At 62.1% G+C, this 15,297-nt stretch carries 16 protein-coding genes; 9 read left to right on the plus strand and 7 right to left on the minus strand.

Annotated elements, in window-relative coordinates; genetic code table 11:
• Window positions 1-12 precede the first annotated feature (12 nt).
• Both JQ611_RS30955 and JQ611_RS30960 read right to left on the minus strand, forming a co-directional pair.
• The gene (locus JQ611_RS30955; RefSeq protein ID WP_212467561.1) at window positions 13-360 is read right to left on the minus strand and encodes a hypothetical protein; all 348 of its coding nucleotides are present in this window, start codon (window positions 358-360) and stop codon (window positions 13-15) included.
• On the minus strand, window positions 357-1,145 hold the full coding sequence (locus tag JQ611_RS30960) for an alpha/beta fold hydrolase (RefSeq protein ID WP_212467562.1): 789 nt from the start codon (window positions 1,143-1,145) through the stop codon (window positions 357-359). The genes JQ611_RS30955 and JQ611_RS30960 overlap by 4 nt, the downstream gene beginning before the upstream one ends.
• Window positions 1,146-1,465: 320 nt before the next feature.
• On the opposite strand from JQ611_RS30960, the gene JQ611_RS30965 reads away from it, so the two are divergent.
• The 3 genes from JQ611_RS30965 to JQ611_RS30975 all read left to right on the plus strand — a co-directional run bounded on the left by JQ611_RS30965 (window position 1,466) and on the right by JQ611_RS30975 (window position 4,851).
• Entirely contained in the window at window positions 1,466-1,957 is a 492-nt protein-coding gene (locus tag JQ611_RS30965) for a (2Fe-2S)-binding protein (protein ID WP_212263204.1), read from the plus strand.
• Entirely contained in the window at window positions 1,954-4,245 is a 2,292-nt protein-coding gene (locus JQ611_RS30970) for a molybdopterin cofactor-binding domain-containing protein (RefSeq protein WP_212467563.1), read from the plus strand. The genes JQ611_RS30965 and JQ611_RS30970 overlap by 4 nt, the downstream gene beginning before the upstream one ends.
• A gap of 267 nt (window positions 4,246-4,512) precedes the next feature.
• Complete coding sequence (locus JQ611_RS30975; RefSeq protein WP_212386364.1) at window positions 4,513-4,851, plus strand: hypothetical protein; 339 nt, start codon at window positions 4,513-4,515, stop codon at window positions 4,849-4,851.
• 12 nt (window positions 4,852-4,863) lie between these two features.
• On the opposite strand, the gene JQ611_RS30980 is transcribed toward JQ611_RS30975, so the two are convergent.
• Window positions 4,864-5,508 (minus strand): alpha/beta fold hydrolase, encoded by a 645-nt coding sequence (locus tag JQ611_RS30980; RefSeq protein WP_212467586.1) that lies wholly within the window; start codon window positions 5,506-5,508, stop codon window positions 4,864-4,866.
• 236 nt (window positions 5,509-5,744) lie between these two features.
• Here JQ611_RS30980 and JQ611_RS30985 point away from each other — a divergent pair, with 236 nt between their 5' ends.
• Window positions 5,745-7,052 carry an aminotransferase class V-fold PLP-dependent enzyme gene (locus JQ611_RS30985; RefSeq protein ID WP_212467564.1) on the plus strand — a complete coding sequence of 436 codons (1,308 nt, stop codon included), beginning with the start codon at window positions 5,745-5,747 and terminating at the stop codon, window positions 7,050-7,052.
• 424 nt (window positions 7,053-7,476) lie between these two features.
• Here JQ611_RS30985 and JQ611_RS30990 read toward each other — a convergent pair whose 3' ends face one another.
• Together JQ611_RS30990 and JQ611_RS30995 are read right to left on the minus strand one after the other, a co-directional pair.
• Entirely contained in the window at window positions 7,477-7,725 is a 249-nt protein-coding gene (locus tag JQ611_RS30990; RefSeq protein WP_212467565.1) for a hypothetical protein, read from the minus strand.
• A 115-nt stretch (window positions 7,726-7,840) separates the two neighbouring features.
• Window positions 7,841-8,629 (minus strand): MOSC domain-containing protein, encoded by a 789-nt coding sequence (locus JQ611_RS30995; protein WP_283816789.1) that lies wholly within the window; start codon window positions 8,627-8,629, stop codon window positions 7,841-7,843.
• 890 nt (window positions 8,630-9,519) lie between these two features.
• Here JQ611_RS30995 and JQ611_RS31000 point away from each other — a divergent pair.
• Complete coding sequence (locus JQ611_RS31000) at window positions 9,520-10,617, plus strand: HD-GYP domain-containing protein (RefSeq protein WP_212467567.1); 1,098 nt, start codon at window positions 9,520-9,522, stop codon at window positions 10,615-10,617.
• Between the two features lie 144 nt (window positions 10,618-10,761).
• Here JQ611_RS31000 and JQ611_RS31005 read toward each other — a convergent pair whose 3' ends face one another.
• Both JQ611_RS31005 and JQ611_RS31010 read right to left on the minus strand, forming a co-directional pair.
• Window positions 10,762-12,348 (minus strand): AMP-binding protein, encoded by a 1,587-nt coding sequence (locus JQ611_RS31005; protein ID WP_212467568.1) that lies wholly within the window; start codon window positions 12,346-12,348, stop codon window positions 10,762-10,764.
• A 198-nt stretch (window positions 12,349-12,546) separates the two neighbouring features.
• Complete coding sequence (locus JQ611_RS31010; RefSeq protein WP_212268692.1) at window positions 12,547-12,966, minus strand: VOC family protein; 420 nt, start codon at window positions 12,964-12,966, stop codon at window positions 12,547-12,549.
• Between the two features lie 132 nt (window positions 12,967-13,098).
• Between JQ611_RS31010 and JQ611_RS31015 the strand changes: the two genes are divergently transcribed.
• The 4 genes from JQ611_RS31015 (at window position 13,099) to JQ611_RS31030 (ending at window position 15,296) form a co-directional block, all read left to right on the plus strand.
• Window positions 13,099-14,076 carry a tripartite tricarboxylate transporter substrate binding protein gene (locus JQ611_RS31015; RefSeq protein ID WP_212268693.1) on the plus strand — a complete coding sequence of 326 codons (978 nt, stop codon included), beginning with the start codon at window positions 13,099-13,101 and terminating at the stop codon, window positions 14,074-14,076.
• 92 nt (window positions 14,077-14,168) lie between these two features.
• Window positions 14,169-14,426: a DUF3551 domain-containing protein gene (locus JQ611_RS31020; RefSeq protein ID WP_212414921.1), complete on the plus strand. Its 258-nt coding sequence runs from the start codon at window positions 14,169-14,171 to the stop codon at window positions 14,424-14,426.
• 58 nt (window positions 14,427-14,484) lie between these two features.
• Window positions 14,485-14,952, plus strand: a complete 468-nt coding sequence (locus tag JQ611_RS31025; protein WP_212467569.1) for a helix-turn-helix transcriptional regulator — start codon at window positions 14,485-14,487, stop codon at window positions 14,950-14,952.
• Window positions 14,919-15,296 (plus strand): SRPBCC domain-containing protein, encoded by a 378-nt coding sequence (locus JQ611_RS31030; RefSeq protein ID WP_212467587.1) that lies wholly within the window; start codon window positions 14,919-14,921, stop codon window positions 15,294-15,296. The genes JQ611_RS31025 and JQ611_RS31030 overlap by 34 nt, the downstream gene beginning before the upstream one ends.
• The last annotated feature ends 1 nt before the right edge of the window (window position 15,297 follow it).

Genomic DNA, 15,297 nt, shown 5'->3' on the forward strand with positions numbered 1-15,297 from the left:
CGAAGGCGGCTGCTATTGCCACATCCAGTTGTGACCCCAGTCGCCCTTCCAGCCCGCCAGCCGGCCTTTGCGGAATTGCAGATAGAGCCGGTGCTTGCTGGGAAACAACCCGCTGCCGCCGAGATCGCGGAAGGTGAGGAACACCTCATCGCCCGGCCGTCCCTTGACGTAATTGAGCGGAGTTCCAAGCGCGCGTTCGGCTTCCATCGCATCCATGCCGAACACCAGCGGCGTGGTGTTCGACAGGGTTTCGGTGAACGGCGGCGGGTAGGGGCCGCCGAACGGCGGCAGATGTTGTGCAAGCGCGGGCGCCGAAGCGCCTGACACCATCAGAAAAGCCGCGGCGGCAATCGCCTTCATGTCGCGGCCCTCGTGCTTGCCTTTGCATCGAGACCGCTGAGGAACGGCAGCACCGCTTCGATAAAAGCCTGCGGCTGATCGATGTTGACGGCGTGGCCGGCGGCCGGAACCACCACCTTCTTCGCGCCGGGAATTTTTGCCGCCATGTAATCGGATGCGGCCAGGAACGGCGTGTCGTCGGCGCCGACCACGACCAGCGACGGCACCTTGATGTCGGGCAGCGATTCGATCACGCGCGCGTCGCGCTGGATCAGCATGCCGCGCGCGGCCCGCGCCAGTCCCGAGGCATCGCGATGGCTGACGCCCGAGCGTTCGCGGCTGGCGGTTTTCAGAACGTCCAGGCCCTCGCGATCGAAGCGGTTGCCGGTTTCATGGGCGCGCTTGTTCCAGACCTCGCGCGCATCGTCCTTCTTGAAGCCGGGTCCGGTGTCGATGATCAGCAGCGCCCGCACCCGCTCGGGGTGGCTGCGATAGAACGCCAGCGACATGTAACCGCCGAGCGACAGCCCGCCGACGATGGCCTTGTCCGCGCCGACCTCGTCGAGCAATGCTGCCATGTCGGCCACCGTCAGCGCTTCGCTATAGGCTGCGGGATCATCGGGATAATCCGACTGGCCGTGGCCGCGCATGTCCCACAACACGAGTTTGTGATGCTTCGACAGCGCCTCGATCTGGCCCTGCCACATCCCGGAGGTCGAGGAATAACCGTGGGTCAAGAGCAGCGGTGGGCCGCTGCCATGCACCTCGTAATAGATGTTGACGCCGTCACGGTTGATCTTCGGCATTGCGATTTTCCGGCCAGGATAGTGTGCGATTTCGATCCGGTGGCATCCTAGCGCGATCTTTCGGCGGTTGGGAAATGCGGAAATGGCGGACCGTGCCCACGCCGGCGCATTCCAAATCGAGGGCACGCACAACATCTTGCCGCAGCGCACAACCAGATTTTTCAAAATTTTATTCTCTTCGAACGATTCCAAATTGCATTGCCTCTAATTCGGATCGGTATCATTCTGCGCGCCAACTGACATCGAGCCGGTGGGTGCCAGGAATACCCAACAGTGATTGCCGCCGTAAGCGGCTTCATGCACCGGAAGGGGAAGCGCAAATGCCTAATCTGAATATCAACGGGCGGAATATGTCCGTCGAGGCGGCGGGCGATACGCCGCTGCTATGGGTCATCCGCGAACAATTGCAGATGACCGGCACGAAATTCGGATGCGGCGCCGGCCTGTGTGGCGCCTGCACGATTCACGTCAACGGCGAAGCCGTCAGGTCCTGCCAGACCCCGGTCAGCGAGGCCGTCGGCAAGAAGATCACCACCATCGAAGGCCTCAGCGCCAAGAGCGATCACCCGCTGCAGAAGGCCTGGATCCTCGAGCAGGTTCCGCAATGCGGTTACTGCCAGTCCGGCCAGATCATGCAGGCGGCTTCGCTGCTTTCCAAGAATTCCAATCCGACCAAGGAAGAAGTGGTTGCGCATATGGACGGCAATCTGTGCCGCTGCATGACCTATTCCCGCATCCAGAAGGCGATCCTGCGCGCCGCCGCCGACATGCGCACCGCGTCCAACGCCGGCACCGAGCGGAGGCCCACATGAACACGCACGTGAAAAAGATATCCGGCGAACCCGCCGACCTCAGCCGCCGTTCATTCCTCGTCGGCACCGCCGCCGCAGGCCTCGCGCTCGGCTACTCCGCCGTCCCCGGCCTGCTCGGCGCCGATCAGGCGCTGGCGGCCCCGGCCAAGTTCGATCCCAGCGTCTGGTACTCGATCGGACCGGATGGATCGGTCACCGTGACGTGCGGCAAGGCCGATATGGGCCAGCACATCGCCTCGACCATGGCGCAGATCGTTTCCGAAGAGCTCGGCTCGTCCTGGAAGGACATGCGGGTTCAGCTTGCCTCCAACGATCCGAAGTTCAACGATCCCGTCCTGGGCGCGCAGATCACCGGCGGCAGCTGGTCGACGATGATGAACTTCGACGCCATGAGCCGCGCGGGCGCCGCCGGGCGGATCGCGCTGACGCAGGCGGCGGCCACGATCATGGGCGTTCCCGCCGGCGAACTGGTGGTGCGCGATTCCACCGTGTCGCATCCGAAATCGAAGAAGTCGATGAGCTTCGCCGACATCGTCAAGAGCGGCAAGATCACCAAGACTTTCACGCCCGACGAACTCAAGGCGATCAAGCTCAAGACGCCCGATCAATACACCATGGTCGGCGTTTCGGTTCCGCAGCTCGACATTCCCCCTAAGAGCAACGGCACGGCCAAATACGGCATCGACGTCAACCTGCCGGGCATGGTCTACGGCGCTGTGGTGACCCCGCCGGTGCGCTTTGGCGCCACGGTGAAATCGGTCGATGATTCCGCGGCCAAGAAAGTGCCGGGCTTCATCAAGGCAGTGACGCTCGACGACAAGACCGGCAGCACGACTGGCTGGGTGGTGGCGGTAGCCAATACCTATGCCAATGCGAAGAAAGCGGCGGGAGCGCTGAAGATCGCCTATGACAATGGTCCGAACGCCAAGCTGTCGAGCGAGTCGCTGCTGGAAGAGGCGAAGCGGCTGCAGAAGCTGGATGATTCCGGGCAGTTCTTCGTCAAAGACGGCGATACCGCGGCGGCCTTCGGCACCGCGGCGAAAGTGCTGGAGGCGGAATACACCACCAGCATCAACATCCATGCGCCGCTCGAGCCGATGAACGCCACCGCGGAGTTCAAGGGCGACATCCTGAATATCTATTCCGGCAACCAGTTCGCGACGCGCTCCGGCGCGATCGCGGCGGGCGCCGCCGGTATAGATCCGAAGTTCGTCGTGATGCATCAGATGTGGCTGGGCGGCGGCTTCGGCCGGCGTCTCGATGCCGACATGATGGTGCCCGCGGTGCAGGCGGCGAAAGCCGTCGGCAAGCCGGTCAAGGTGATCTATTCCCGCGAAAACGACATGACCATGGACTATTCGCGGCCGCTGACCTTCCAGAAGGTCAAGGCGGGCCTCGATGGCGACGGCAAACTGATCGCGCTCAATCACGACGTGGTCAGCGCGTGGCCGACCCAGCGCTGGGGCATCCCCGATTTCCTGTCGCCTTCGGTCGACAAGAAGGGGCCGCTGGATGCGTTCACCGTGAACGGGGCGGATTTCTTCTATTCCGTGCCCAATCACAATGTGCGCGCCATCAAGAACGAGATGGCGCACAACGCCACCCCGTCGGGACAGCTGCGGTCGGTCGCACCGGGCTGGACCTTCTGGGCGGTCGAAAGCATGATCGACGAACTCGCCCACGCCGCCGGCAAGGATCCCGCCGAGTACCGGATCTCCCTGCTCGACGGCAAAGGCAAGAACGATGGTGGCGCGCAGCGTCTGCGCAGCACCCTGCTCGCGGCGATGGGCATGGCCGGCTACGGCACCGTCAAACTCCCCAAGGGAGAAGGCATGGGCGTGGCCTGCGTGTCGTCGCAGGAGCGGGCGACCGCGAGCTGGACCGCCTGCGTGGCCCATGTCGCGGTTTCGCCGAGCGGCGAGGTCAAGGTCAAGAAGCTGACCGTGGCCACCGACGTCGGCATGCAGGTGCATCCCGACAACATCCGCGCCCAGGTCGAGGGTGCGGCGCTGTGGGGCCTTTCGCTCGCGATGTATGAAAAGGCGACGCTGAAGGACGGCGGTATCGAGCAGACCAACTTCGATACCTACACCCCGCTCCGCATGAGCCAGATGCCGGAAGTCGCCGTCAACGTCATCGCCAACGGCGAAAAGCCGACCGGCGTCGGCGAGCCGGCGGTGACCGTGATCGCGCCCGCGCTGGGCAACGCCATCTTCAACGCCTGCGGCGCCCGCGTCCGCGCGTTGCCGATCACGGCGGAGGCGGTAAAGGCGAGCATGAAGGCGTAGGACTGCCTCAGGTTACGCAACAACAACGATCCGCCGGAGATTTCTCCGGCGGATTTTTTTGCGTTGTTGGCGCGAAGCTCCCACAACCGTCATTGCGAGCGCAGCGAAGCAATCCATAGCAGCCAAAAAAACAAGTGTGGATTGCTTCGCTCGCAATGACGGCGGAAGCTCCGTTGGCGGGTTCTCTTTAATCCGCCGCACGATTACGAGATGGCGTGTTAAAGAGAGCCCGCCCTACGCGAGCTATGGGTGGTAGCGGAGAGAAAAATGCAGCAAGCGATCAGCGCGCTTCTCGTACTTGGACCGCTTCCGAGCTCTGCGGCTGCTACCGTTCCAACGATGCAAGCATTTGAGGAGCAGATGTCGAAGGTTCAAACGCCTGTCACGGATGAAGAGGCTTGCGCGTTAGTGAAACTCTTCGGTCCAGACGGTTGCTTCGGACTTGCGTGGACCCTGTTGCATCTGATCGAGACAGCGCCCGGTTGGCCGGTTGAACGTGCATTGATTGGCTTCGAAGGCGAATGGATAGATCGCCTTCGCGAGCGAGCCGAGGGCCGGAGGGCGGATTCCCTTCAATCCGCCATCTCGTATGGGCCGGCGGGTTAAAGAGAACCCGCCCTACGCGACCTGCGCCAGCAATATCTCCGTCAGGGCCTCGGGCTGCAGCCGTGCTACATTGTGCCCGCAATCGAGGGCAAAGGTCGACCACTCCGGCTCGCCGCTCAGGCGTTGATAGAGGTCAAGGAACGGACTTCCCTCCCACCCATGCGCACCGATGTAGGTCTTGCGCGGCACCTCACGCCAGCGTCCGCTGAGATTGATCGATTGGAGAAACGTCGCCATCGGCTGCGGCCGGCATCGCGGGTCAAGCGTGGGAGGGGGCGCGCAGTTTAGTCCGTCAGCGTTGGCGCCCGCGACGAAGAGATCCCGAAAACGCGGCGTCGTCAGCGACCAGACCGAGTCGCCGGAATCAGGCACGTAGGCGTCGACATAGACCAGCGCCCGGATTTGCGATGGCGCAGCGTCAGCTGCGCCGCTCACGACCATCCCGCCGTAGGATTGTCCAACCAGGACCACGTCGCCCTGATGCAACTTCACGGCGCTGACGATCTCACCAATATGAGTTTCAAGATTGGCCATCGGGGCGGGCTCATCGCCGAGCCCTGAAAGCGTGATCGGCAAGGCCGTGTGTCCGTGCGCGGTCAGTATCTCTGCCACCTGTTGGTAGACCCAGCCGCCCTGCCAGCCGCCGGGGATCAGGATTAGGTGGCCATATCATTCATCCCTGACGTTGACACCTGCGGAGATTCGACATCTCCTTGGCCGAAATCAAGACCACGTGCCGGCTGACTGTGCTGAATTGAAGCTCGTAGAGCGACGTCCCTTTAATCCGCCATCTCGTATCGATCGGCGGGTCAAAGAGAACCCGCCCTACGCGCATGTCATGAAGCTGTCGTCTCAAATTGAGATCAAGCGCCCCTGATCCGAGGGAGGCTATCATGAACCGGACCCCGCAGTTTTCCAGGCGCGGCGTGCTGGGTGGCACGGCGGCGGCCATCGTCACGGCCAGCAGCGCCAGCGCGCAAAATGGCGCATCGTCACTTCCGTCGTTCACGCGGACTGGCGACAGCATCTCGCAGGACCGGCCGTTCTGGGAGCAAGTCGCGTCGCTCTATGACGTCGATCGCGGCATGGTCAATCTGGAGAACGGCTATTGGGGCATCATGGCCAGGCCGGTTCTTGCCGAATTCGTTCGCCAGACGGAGAGGGTCAATCAACAGAATACCGCCTATGCCCGCACGAAATTTGGCGCGGATTCCGACGCGGTCGTCAGCGCGCTCGCACGTACGGCCGGTGTCGACAAGGATGAGATCGCCATCACCCGGGGGGCGACCGAGGCGCTGCAGAATCTCATTGTCAACTATAACCGCCTTCAGCCCGGCGATTCCGTTCTCTACGCCGATCTCGACTATGACTCGATGCAATTCGCAATGGAGTGGCTGAAAGACCGGCGCGGTGTCGGCGTTTTCAAGATCGCGCTGCCGGAACCCGCCAGCAGGCAGGCCATTCTCGATGCCTACGCCAAAGCCATCCGCGAAACGCCGAAGCTGAAGCTGATCCTGCTTACCCATCTCAGCCATCGCACCGGATTGATCATCCCGGTCAAGGAAATCGCCGCGATGGCGCGGGAGAAGAACATCGACGTCATTCTCGATGCCGCGCATTCATGGGGTCAGGTCGATTTTCAAATCGCCGATCTCGGCGTCGATTTCATCGGCTTCAACCTGCACAAATGGATCGGGGCGCCGGTCGGCATTGGCTTCCTCTATATCCGGAAAGGCCGCCTGGATGCGATCGACCGGCACTATGGCGACGGCAGTTTCGATCCGAACGACATCCGCACGCGCGTTCATACCGGTACCGCGAACTTTGCGACCATCCTGACGCTTCCGCTGGCGTTGAAGTTACACGAGGCCATCGGCACGGCGGCCAAGGCCGCACGTCTGCGCTATCTGCGCGACCGCTGGGTCGCAAAGGCGCGCGCGTTGCCGAACATCGAGGTGCTGACGCCGGACGAGCCGGGGTTGGCTGCAGGGATCACGTCATTTCGGGTCAGGAACAAGGGATCGCGCGAGGACAACAATGCGCTGGTTGTCGCCTTGCGCGACAGGCACAAGGTTCTCACCGTGCGCCGCGATGGCGTAGCCAGGGGGCAGTGCATCCGTGTCAGCCCCGCGCTCTATACGACCGAGGAAGAACTCGATCGCTTCGTCGCCGCTCTCGCGGTTGAGACGAGTATGGGTTGAAGCTCCGTTTCCCTTTCACAGCGGGGCTTGCAGGGGCATAGGGCGGGTTCTCTCTAACCCGCCATCTCGTATGGATCGACGAGTTAAAGAGAACCCGCCCTGCGAGCTTGCTCGAAATTCATTGCCCGTACAATTTGCTAAGTACGGTTAGCACAAGCAAAGTTAGTGGAAGCGCCACGATCATGGTGAGCAATCGTTGCTGAACAAACACTCTGGTCTGTTCATCCTTGGGAAACATCTCCCAAGTCATGTGCTCCCAAAAGCCAACTCGTTTTGACGGCTTAAGGCCGCGCATCCAAAGAGAGCATTGTGTGATCACTACGGCAATCGCCAAAGAGAGCAGCATAATCCAGGCCGTCCGTGTCATTTCGCAAGTCTCTCTTCAAGCAGCTTGCCAAGCTTTGACACCGCTAGTTCGAAGCATCTATTGCTTGTACAATTCGGCAAACGCATAGAGCGCAAGCACCGTCACTGGGAGCACTATGATCGCCGTGAGCAAACGTTGCTTGTAGTATTCCTTCGTCTGCTCATCCCTAGGAGGCATCTCCCATAACAGGTGCTCCCACAGGCTAATTCTTTTAGACGGTCTAATGTTGCGTATCCAAAGGGACGCTTGCGTGATCGCTGTTGCAATCAACAAAGAAAGCACCAAAAGCCACGGCACCTTCGCCATATGGAAAGTCCTCTTCTGAGTAGGTTGCCAAGCTGCCAAGGTACCCGGCGGTTTCCCTTTAATCCGCCATCTCGCATGGATCGGCGGGTCAAAGAGAACCCGCCCGACACCGCTACTAATCCTCAAGAACGATCTCGTCACCCGGGCGAACCAGTCCCTCCACCAGCACAGCGGCGTAGACGCCCGCTCTGTTGTCATGGTTCTTGGCGACATACTGCAAGATATCGGGGTTCTCTTCGAGCGACTCCGGATCAAGGTTGATCATGCGACAACGGATGTCGCGTTCCAGGATGTGGACCGTCAGTTTCGGACCGATCCGCAGCCTGCGGCCGACGAATGCGTCTTCGGCGAAGCTTTCACCGGAGTTGAGATCGACATAGAGGTTTTCGCGAAAGCGGCGCTTGTCGAGCGTCACGCCCACCGCGCGGCCGATGCCGTCGATTGTCCGGGTCGCAAGCAGCGACAGCGGGCGGCAGTCCGTGATGGCGCGGTCTGACCGTCGCATGGTCAGCGCGCCCGGCGAGGACTCGTCGGTCAGCGCGCCGAGCAACCTGTCATCATCGATCCCGAGAATTTCTCCCGACGGCGTCTCGACATCGACAGCCAGATCCTCAAAGCCCGGAAAAAGCGGGGTGATGCCAGGCCCGCGCGCCTCGGCCTCGGCAAGGTTGCTCGGCAGCACGGAACGCGCCGGCTCCCGGAAAAACGGACGATAGCGCAGCATGTCCGGGCGAGCCCGTGCCGTCAGATACGGAAATGCGGTGGGCGCGGCCGAGTTATGGACCGCGTAAAGGCGGTCGCCCAAAACTCCGGAGAAACTGACATACGCTTCCGGCAGCATTTCGCCGCGCATGCTCTTCACAGGATAGCGCCAAACACTTTCGACCCGACCAACAACATTCATTCAAATCGACCACGGCTGATTACATTACTTTTCACCGTAGTTTCCTTTCAGATGAATTGCAAAAGCCTGACTGAGTCGCCCCGCGCGCAAGCGGAATGTTGCGCCGCGCGTGCGACAAAACAACCCGACGGGCAAATCAATTCCGATTTGCAGAAATCATGTCAAGTCCTAAATTTCCGAAAATCAAAAATATTTCTCTTCCCTTCGACCCCAAATCACCTGCACATTCTCACCCATCCCGTCCCACTCAGAGGGGCGTTGGCCATCGTCACAACGAGGGGCGGGTCGCGGTGGACGCTGAGGTTGCGATTGACGGTCGCGGCTGAGGCGTACGGCGAAAGCGTGTGGTCCTGGCGCCCGTAACGGCGTCAAGCCTTAAGGGAGCTAACGCTTCCGAGGGGCGACGGTGGCAATAGAGGCCGTCTCACCGGGGAGAGCGCGTCATAAGCCGTAAAGCCATTGCGCAGGGAATGTCGGATGCTCTCCGCTGCCCTGTATGCTCGTGTGCACCATCTTGTTGCACAATCGCACACGAGACCGCGGGTGCAGCGCGCATCCGGCATTCCCTGCGCCCTCTGATTTTCCGAGGGCGAAGATTACTTGCAAACCTCGGGCGCAATGTGCCGCGGGAATGCGAAAGTGTGTCGTCGTCCCGGCGAAGGCCGGGACCCATACGCCGCGGCACCCGTGGTTGAAAAAGGAGATAACGACCTGCGCGCAAGAACAATTATCGCCGCGGGTTATGGGTCCCGGCCTTCGCCGGGACGACAATGAATCCCTAAAATTCTATCGATCCCGATCAATCAACATTCACGATACGTCTTAAGCCACAAGGAACTCCTTATCCGGTAGCTTGGCGGACGGTCATCACCGCAAGGCCCTGGGGTCCTATGACAGCATTAACCAACAAGACTCCGTCCAAGCGCCGGCTGCTGCTGGCGTCGGATCGGAGCGATCAAAGCAGCGAACTGGCCGGCATTCTGCAGTCGGTCGGCCAAGTGGACATGATCGCCACGACGGATATTCCCGACGCGCCGGCGCGCGATCTCTCCGGCATCGTGGTCGACATCAATTTGCGCTCGGCTGAGAGCGTGCAGATGGTGCGCAACAAGCTGCGCACCGAAGCCTATCGCGAAATGCCGCGGCTGTTCGTGCTGGCGGACGCGCTGCATCACGGGTCGATGCAGGCCTGGGCGCTCGGCGCCACCGACACCATCGCGCGCCCGTTCGACGCGCAGGGCATCCTGCAGCGCATACGGGCCGCGTTCCCCGACGACAGTTCGTACAACGAGACCGATCGCGGCAAGGCGCTGAACCGGGGCGTCGAAGCCGCGCACGGCGTCATGGTCAGGATTTTCAACGGCATGCGGGCCGGCGAGCCGCTGAAATTCAGCGACATCGTGCAGGCCGAAAACAAGATTCTGAAAGCCATCAAGCACACCTCGCTGCGTGAATGGCTGACGACCGTCGGCTGCCACCACACCGACAGCTATCGGCATTGCCTGTTCGTGACCGGCTTTGCGGTCGCCTTCGCGCAGCATCTCGGCATGCGCGAGGACGACCAGCGCCGTCTCGCCCGCGCCGCGCTGTTGCACGACGTCGGCAAGGCGTTCATCCCGGTCGCGATCCTCGACAAGCCGGATCCGCTGCCGCCGGAGGAAATGGAAGAGATGCGCCAGCACCCGCGGCGCGGCTATGACGCGCTGGCGGCGCAAGGTGGTTTTCCGCCGGAAATGCTCGACGTGGTGCTGCACCACCATGAATTCCTCGACGGCACCGGCTATCCCGACGGCCTCTCCGGCAAGGAGATCAGCGACATCGTGCGCCTGACGACGATCGTGGACATCTACGCCGCGCTCGTCGAGAAGCGCGCCTACCGGCTGCAGTTCACCCACGTCAAGGCGTTCGGGGTGATGGAAGAGATGGGCGACAAGCTCGATCAGCACCTGCTGCAGGCCTTCCGCCCGATCGCGTTCGGGTATGGGTGAGAGCCCGTCATTTCGGGGCGATGCGCAGCATCGAACTACGGTGCGCAATTGCGCACCTGAGAATCTCGAGATTCCCCGGTGCGCAATTGCGCACCTGAGGTCTGGTCCTTCGGACCATCCCGGAATGACGTGCTAAGGCGCACGTCACTCCAGCAACTTCCGCAATTCCGCCTTCGCCACCTTCTCCAGCGTCGAGCGCGGCATCTCGTCGACGAAGATGATCTCGCGCGGCACCTTGAAATCGGCCAGCGCATTGCGACAGGCCGCCATCACGGCATCATGCAGATCGGCCGGCGCGGCCGCGACGCCCGCCAGCGGAATGATGAACACGACCGGCACCTCGTCCAGCATCGGATGATTCTTCGCCACCACCGCGGCCTCGCGCACCCCGGGCACCAGCGCGACCACCTGCTCGATCTCGGAGGCCGCGACGTTCTCGCCGCCGACCTTCAGCATGTCCTTGGCGCGGTCGCCGAACTTGATGAAGCCGTTGTCCAGCAGCGTGACGCGGTCGCCGGTGATGAAATAGCCGTGCTCGTCGAAGCTCTCGCGCGTCGCCTTGTCGTTGTGCAGATATTCGGCAAACAGCGACAGGCCGGGAATGCCCTTGATCAGGAGATTGCCGGTGTCGCCGACTTCGGCCGGCCGGCCGTCGTCGCCGGTGATGCGGATCTCATATTCCGGCGCGGCGCGGCCGATCGACATCGGTGTGTTGGGCTGATCGACCTCGCCGACGATGCCGTGGGTGATGGTCTCGGTCATGCCCCACCAGCCGATGGTCTTGACGCCGAAGGCGGCGAAAGGCGGCGGATCGTTCACCGCCGTGCCCCAGAGCCGGAATTTGTGATGCTTCGGAATCTCGTGCTCCAGCAGCGCCTTCAAGCAGAACGGGATCGTCGAGGTCCAGGTGCAGCCATGTTCCAGCGCGACGTTCCAGAACCGGCTCGCGGAAAACCGCGGCTGGATCACGCAGGACGCGCCGACCCACAGCGTTGCGAGCATCGAATAGGCCAGCGCGTTGGTATGGAACAGCGGCAGATAGGTCTGGTGCACGTCGCCCTGATGCAAGTCCTCATGGGCGGCGTTGATCTTGCCGCCCCACAGCGCGTTGGCATGCGTCCACAGCACCGCCTTCGGGCGCGACGTGGTGCCGGAGGTATATTGCACGCTGCAGGGCGCAAACGGGTCGGTGGCGCGGCGCGGCCGGTCCGTGCTGTCGGCGAACAACGATTCGAAACTATCGCCGCGCGGCGCGCCTTTGCCTTGCGCGGGCACGGCGCCGGCGTCATGCGAGATCACGGCGATCCAGCGCAGGTCGCGGCAATGGGCCGAAATCAATTCGGCATAGGCCGGCTGGGTGATCGCGGCGACCGCGCCGCAATGGCCGGCGAAATATTCCATTTCGGCGGCGGCCGAGCGGGTGTTGGTGGTGACGGCGATAGCGCCGAGCTCGACGCAGGCGAACCACGCCAGCATCGCCTCGATGCAATTGTCGAGATGAACAAGCACATATTCGCCGGGCTTGATGCCGCGTTTGACGAGGCCCGCCGCGAGCGCGCCGACGCGTTCGTGAAATTCGCCGTAGGACCAGCTCCGCGCCGTGGCCTCGAACGGCGCCCAGATCAGGAACGGATGGTTGCGGCGGCTCTCGGCCCGCATCCGCAGCAGCCATGGCACGTCGAGGCCGGCGAATGGTCCGACGACGCCCGGCACGGCCTGTGAAATAGACATATGTCCTCCCGGTGCAGCTTCGACCGCTGCCTTGGTTATTGCTTGGGAGCAGTTCTGCCATTGGATGGCGGGATGATCAAATCGTAGAAGCTCGTCATGCCCGGGCTTGTCCCGGGCATCCACGTCTTCACGGTATGGCGGCGAGAAAAGACGTGGATGGCCGGGTCAAGCCCGGCCATGACGGAAAAGCAAAACGCCTTACGTCACATCCCCCTCATACGACGAAATCTCAATCAAACTCCCGTCCGGATCCCTGCAATAGACCGAGCGCAGCGTGCCGCGCGCGCCCTGCTTGGCGACCGGGCCTTCCTCGATCGCGACGCCGTTGGCCTTAAGGTGCGCGACCACCTGGTCCGGCGTGCTCGCGGTCAGGAAGCACAGATCGTCGCTGCCGGCGGTCTCATGATCGGCCGTGAACCATTCGACCTTGTCGGCATCGCGCGGCCGCACGTTGATCTTCTGGTTCCCGAACACCAGCGACGTCCGCGGCGTTTTGCCCGGACCCGGATCGAACACCTTGATCTCCATGCCGAGGATGTTCCGGTACCACTCGGCGGAACGCGCCACGTCGGAGACATTGATCACGAGATGATCGAGCGCATTCACCTTGACGGACATGCCTAATCCTTTGGTCGCGCCTGTGGGCGTTGCGTCGCACTGGTCGCATGGATGTTTGTTTGTTACAACGCGGCCCTTGTTCAGTTCAATAGAAACGGCCCGGGTGAACCCGGGCCCCAGGGAGAATAACTCATGATTTCACGCCGTACCGCGATCTGCCTGACGGCCATCGGCCTTTCGATGGCCGCTTCGATCGGCACTGCCTTGGCGGCGGATTATCCGACGCGGCCGGTCAAGTGGGTGGTCGGATATCCGCCCGGCGGCGCCACCGACATCATTGCGCGCCTGCTCGGCCAGCGGCTGTCGGAGCGGCTTGGCCAGCAATTCGTGATCGAAAACAAGCCCGGCGCCGGCAACAACATCGCCACCGAATCGGTGATCAACGCCGAACCGGACGGCTACACGCTTCTGCTGGTCAATCCGGCGAACTACATCAACGCCTCGCTGTACGCCAACCTGAAATTCAACGTCGTTCGCGACATCGCGCCGGTCGCGGCGTTCAATCGCGTGCCGAACGTGATGACGGTCAACAATAACGTTCCGGCGAAGACGGTTGCCGAGTTCATCGCCTATGTGAAGGCCAACCCCGGCAAGGTGAACCTGGCGTCATCGGGCAACGGCACCTCGGTGCATCTGTCCGGTGAAATGTTCATGATGATGGCGGGCACCAAGATGCAGCACGTGCCCTACCGCGGTGCCGCGCCCGCGATCACCGATCTGCTCGGCGGCCAGGTCCAGGTGATTTTCGACAACATGCCCTCGATCCTGCAGCACATCCGTGCCGGTTCGCTGCGCGCGCTGGCGGTGACCTCGACGGTACGGTCCGAGCTTCTGCCCGACGTGCCGGTCCTCGCCGACACCATTCCGGGCTACGAGGCGAGCGCGCTGTTCGGCATGGGGGCTCCGAAGAACACGCCCAAGGAGATCATCGAGAAGCTGAACAAGGAAGTGAACGCGGTGCTGGCGGAGCCTGCGATCAAGGCGAAGCTGGTCGATCTCGGTGGTGAGCCGCTGATCGGGCCGCCCGAAGCGTTCGGCAAGATGATCGTGGAAGAAACCGAGAAGTGGAAGAAAGTGATCGACAGCGCCAATATCGAGAAGGTGCAGTAAAGCACCTCTCGGGAACCTTCTCCGGGTCGCGAGGTTTTGAACCTGAGGCGACCCGGCGATGCGGTATATTTACCGTGGAGGAGGATTCGATCATGCGCAACGCGAAGCTGGCCATGTTGGTTTTGCTGGCGGCTGGAACGGCCACGGTGGCTGGCCCGACGCCGGCCGCCGCTTACGATTACCCCTATTGTGTTCAGGGCCGGGGCGTCGGCATTCCCGGCGACTGTTCTTACCAGACCTATCAGCAGTGCATGGCCTCGGCCTCCGGCCGCGGCGTTTATTGCAACGTCAATCCGCGCGCGGCGTTGAACCAGCAGCCGCGGCGCGGCCGGGTCTATCGGGATTACTGATCAGGAAAATCAGCAGCAGGCGCTTGACGCCTGATCTTTTGCGCATATACTAAACCACATGGTTAAGTATCAAGAAGATGTCCTGGACCGTACCTTCGCAGCCCTCGCCGATCCGACGAGGCGCGCGCTGGTGGCGCGGCTCGGCGACCGCGAAAGCCTTTCCGTGAGCGAACTGGCGCAGCCCTTTGCGATGTCGCTGCCCGCGGTCATGAAGCATCTCGACGTGTTGTCGGATGCCGGCCTGATCGCGCGCGAGAAAACCGGCCGCACCGTGGCGTGCCGATTGACCGCCAAGCCTATGGAGCAGGCGATGGACTGGTTGAACCGCTACCAGCGCTTCTGGTCCGACAATCTCGACCGACTTGCAGCTTTTGTGGAGGAAGACCCATGGCCACCCAGTCAAGCATCCAGCCAGATTCTCGCCGCGACACCGGTCTCGCAACCAGCCCAAGCCTCACCCTCAAGCGTCGTATCAATGCGGCGCCGGCGAAAATCTACGCCGCGTGGACCGACCCGGAAAAACTAGCGGCGTGGTTCGGGCCCTCAAAGGTCAGGGAAGGTTCGTTGCAGGCGGAGACCGATCTGCGCGTCGGCGGCCGCTACCGCATCAGCTTCCATGCCACCGACGGCGAGTATTTTCAGGCCGGCGGCGTTTATCGCGAAATCGTGCCGAACGAGCTGCTGGTGATGAGCTGGGCCTGGCATTCGACACCGGAACGCGAATCGCAGCTCACCATCACGTTGAAGCCGGACGGCGCCGGCACGCTGCTGACGCTGCATCACGAGCAGTTCTTCAACGAGGCCGCGCGCGACGGCCATGAGAAGGGCTGGACCGAATTGCTCGGCAAGCTCGAACAATTTGTCAGCTGAA

It is taken from the genome of Bradyrhizobium sp. AUGA SZCCT0182 (assembly GCF_018130185.1).
Lineage (GTDB): Bacteria > Pseudomonadota > Alphaproteobacteria > Rhizobiales > Xanthobacteraceae > Bradyrhizobium.

Bases quoted from the DNA above. Each gene is read 5' to 3' on its own strand.
- JQ611_RS30955 (WP_212467561.1), bottom strand. From the start codon at position 360: ATGAAGGCGATTGCCGCCGCGGCTTTTCTGATGGTGTCAGGCGCTTCG.
- JQ611_RS30960 (WP_212467562.1), bottom strand. From the start codon at position 1,145: ATGCCGAAGATCAACCGTGACGGCGTCAACATCTATTACGAGGTGCAT.
- JQ611_RS30965 (WP_212263204.1), top strand. From the start codon at position 1,466: ATGCCTAATCTGAATATCAACGGGCGGAATATGTCCGTCGAGGCGGCG.
- JQ611_RS30970 (WP_212467563.1), top strand. From the start codon at position 1,954: ATGAACACGCACGTGAAAAAGATATCCGGCGAACCCGCCGACCTCAGC.
- JQ611_RS30975 (WP_212386364.1), top strand. From the start codon at position 4,513: ATGCAGCAAGCGATCAGCGCGCTTCTCGTACTTGGACCGCTTCCGAGC.
- JQ611_RS30985 (WP_212467564.1), top strand. From the start codon at position 5,745: ATGAACCGGACCCCGCAGTTTTCCAGGCGCGGCGTGCTGGGTGGCACG.
- JQ611_RS30990 (WP_212467565.1), bottom strand. From the start codon at position 7,725: ATGGCGAAGGTGCCGTGGCTTTTGGTGCTTTCTTTGTTGATTGCAACA.
- JQ611_RS30995 (WP_283816789.1), bottom strand. From the start codon at position 8,629: ATGAATGTTGTTGGTCGGGTCGAAAGTGTTTGGCGCTATCCTGTGAAG.
- JQ611_RS31000 (WP_212467567.1), top strand. From the start codon at position 9,520: ATGACAGCATTAACCAACAAGACTCCGTCCAAGCGCCGGCTGCTGCTG.
- JQ611_RS31005 (WP_212467568.1), bottom strand. From the start codon at position 12,348: ATGTCTATTTCACAGGCCGTGCCGGGCGTCGTCGGACCATTCGCCGGC.
- JQ611_RS31010 (WP_212268692.1), bottom strand. From the start codon at position 12,966: ATGTCCGTCAAGGTGAATGCGCTCGATCATCTCGTGATCAATGTCTCC.
- JQ611_RS31015 (WP_212268693.1), top strand. From the start codon at position 13,099: ATGATTTCACGCCGTACCGCGATCTGCCTGACGGCCATCGGCCTTTCG.
- JQ611_RS31020 (WP_212414921.1), top strand. From the start codon at position 14,169: ATGCGCAACGCGAAGCTGGCCATGTTGGTTTTGCTGGCGGCTGGAACG.
- JQ611_RS31025 (WP_212467569.1), top strand. From the start codon at position 14,485: ATGGTTAAGTATCAAGAAGATGTCCTGGACCGTACCTTCGCAGCCCTC.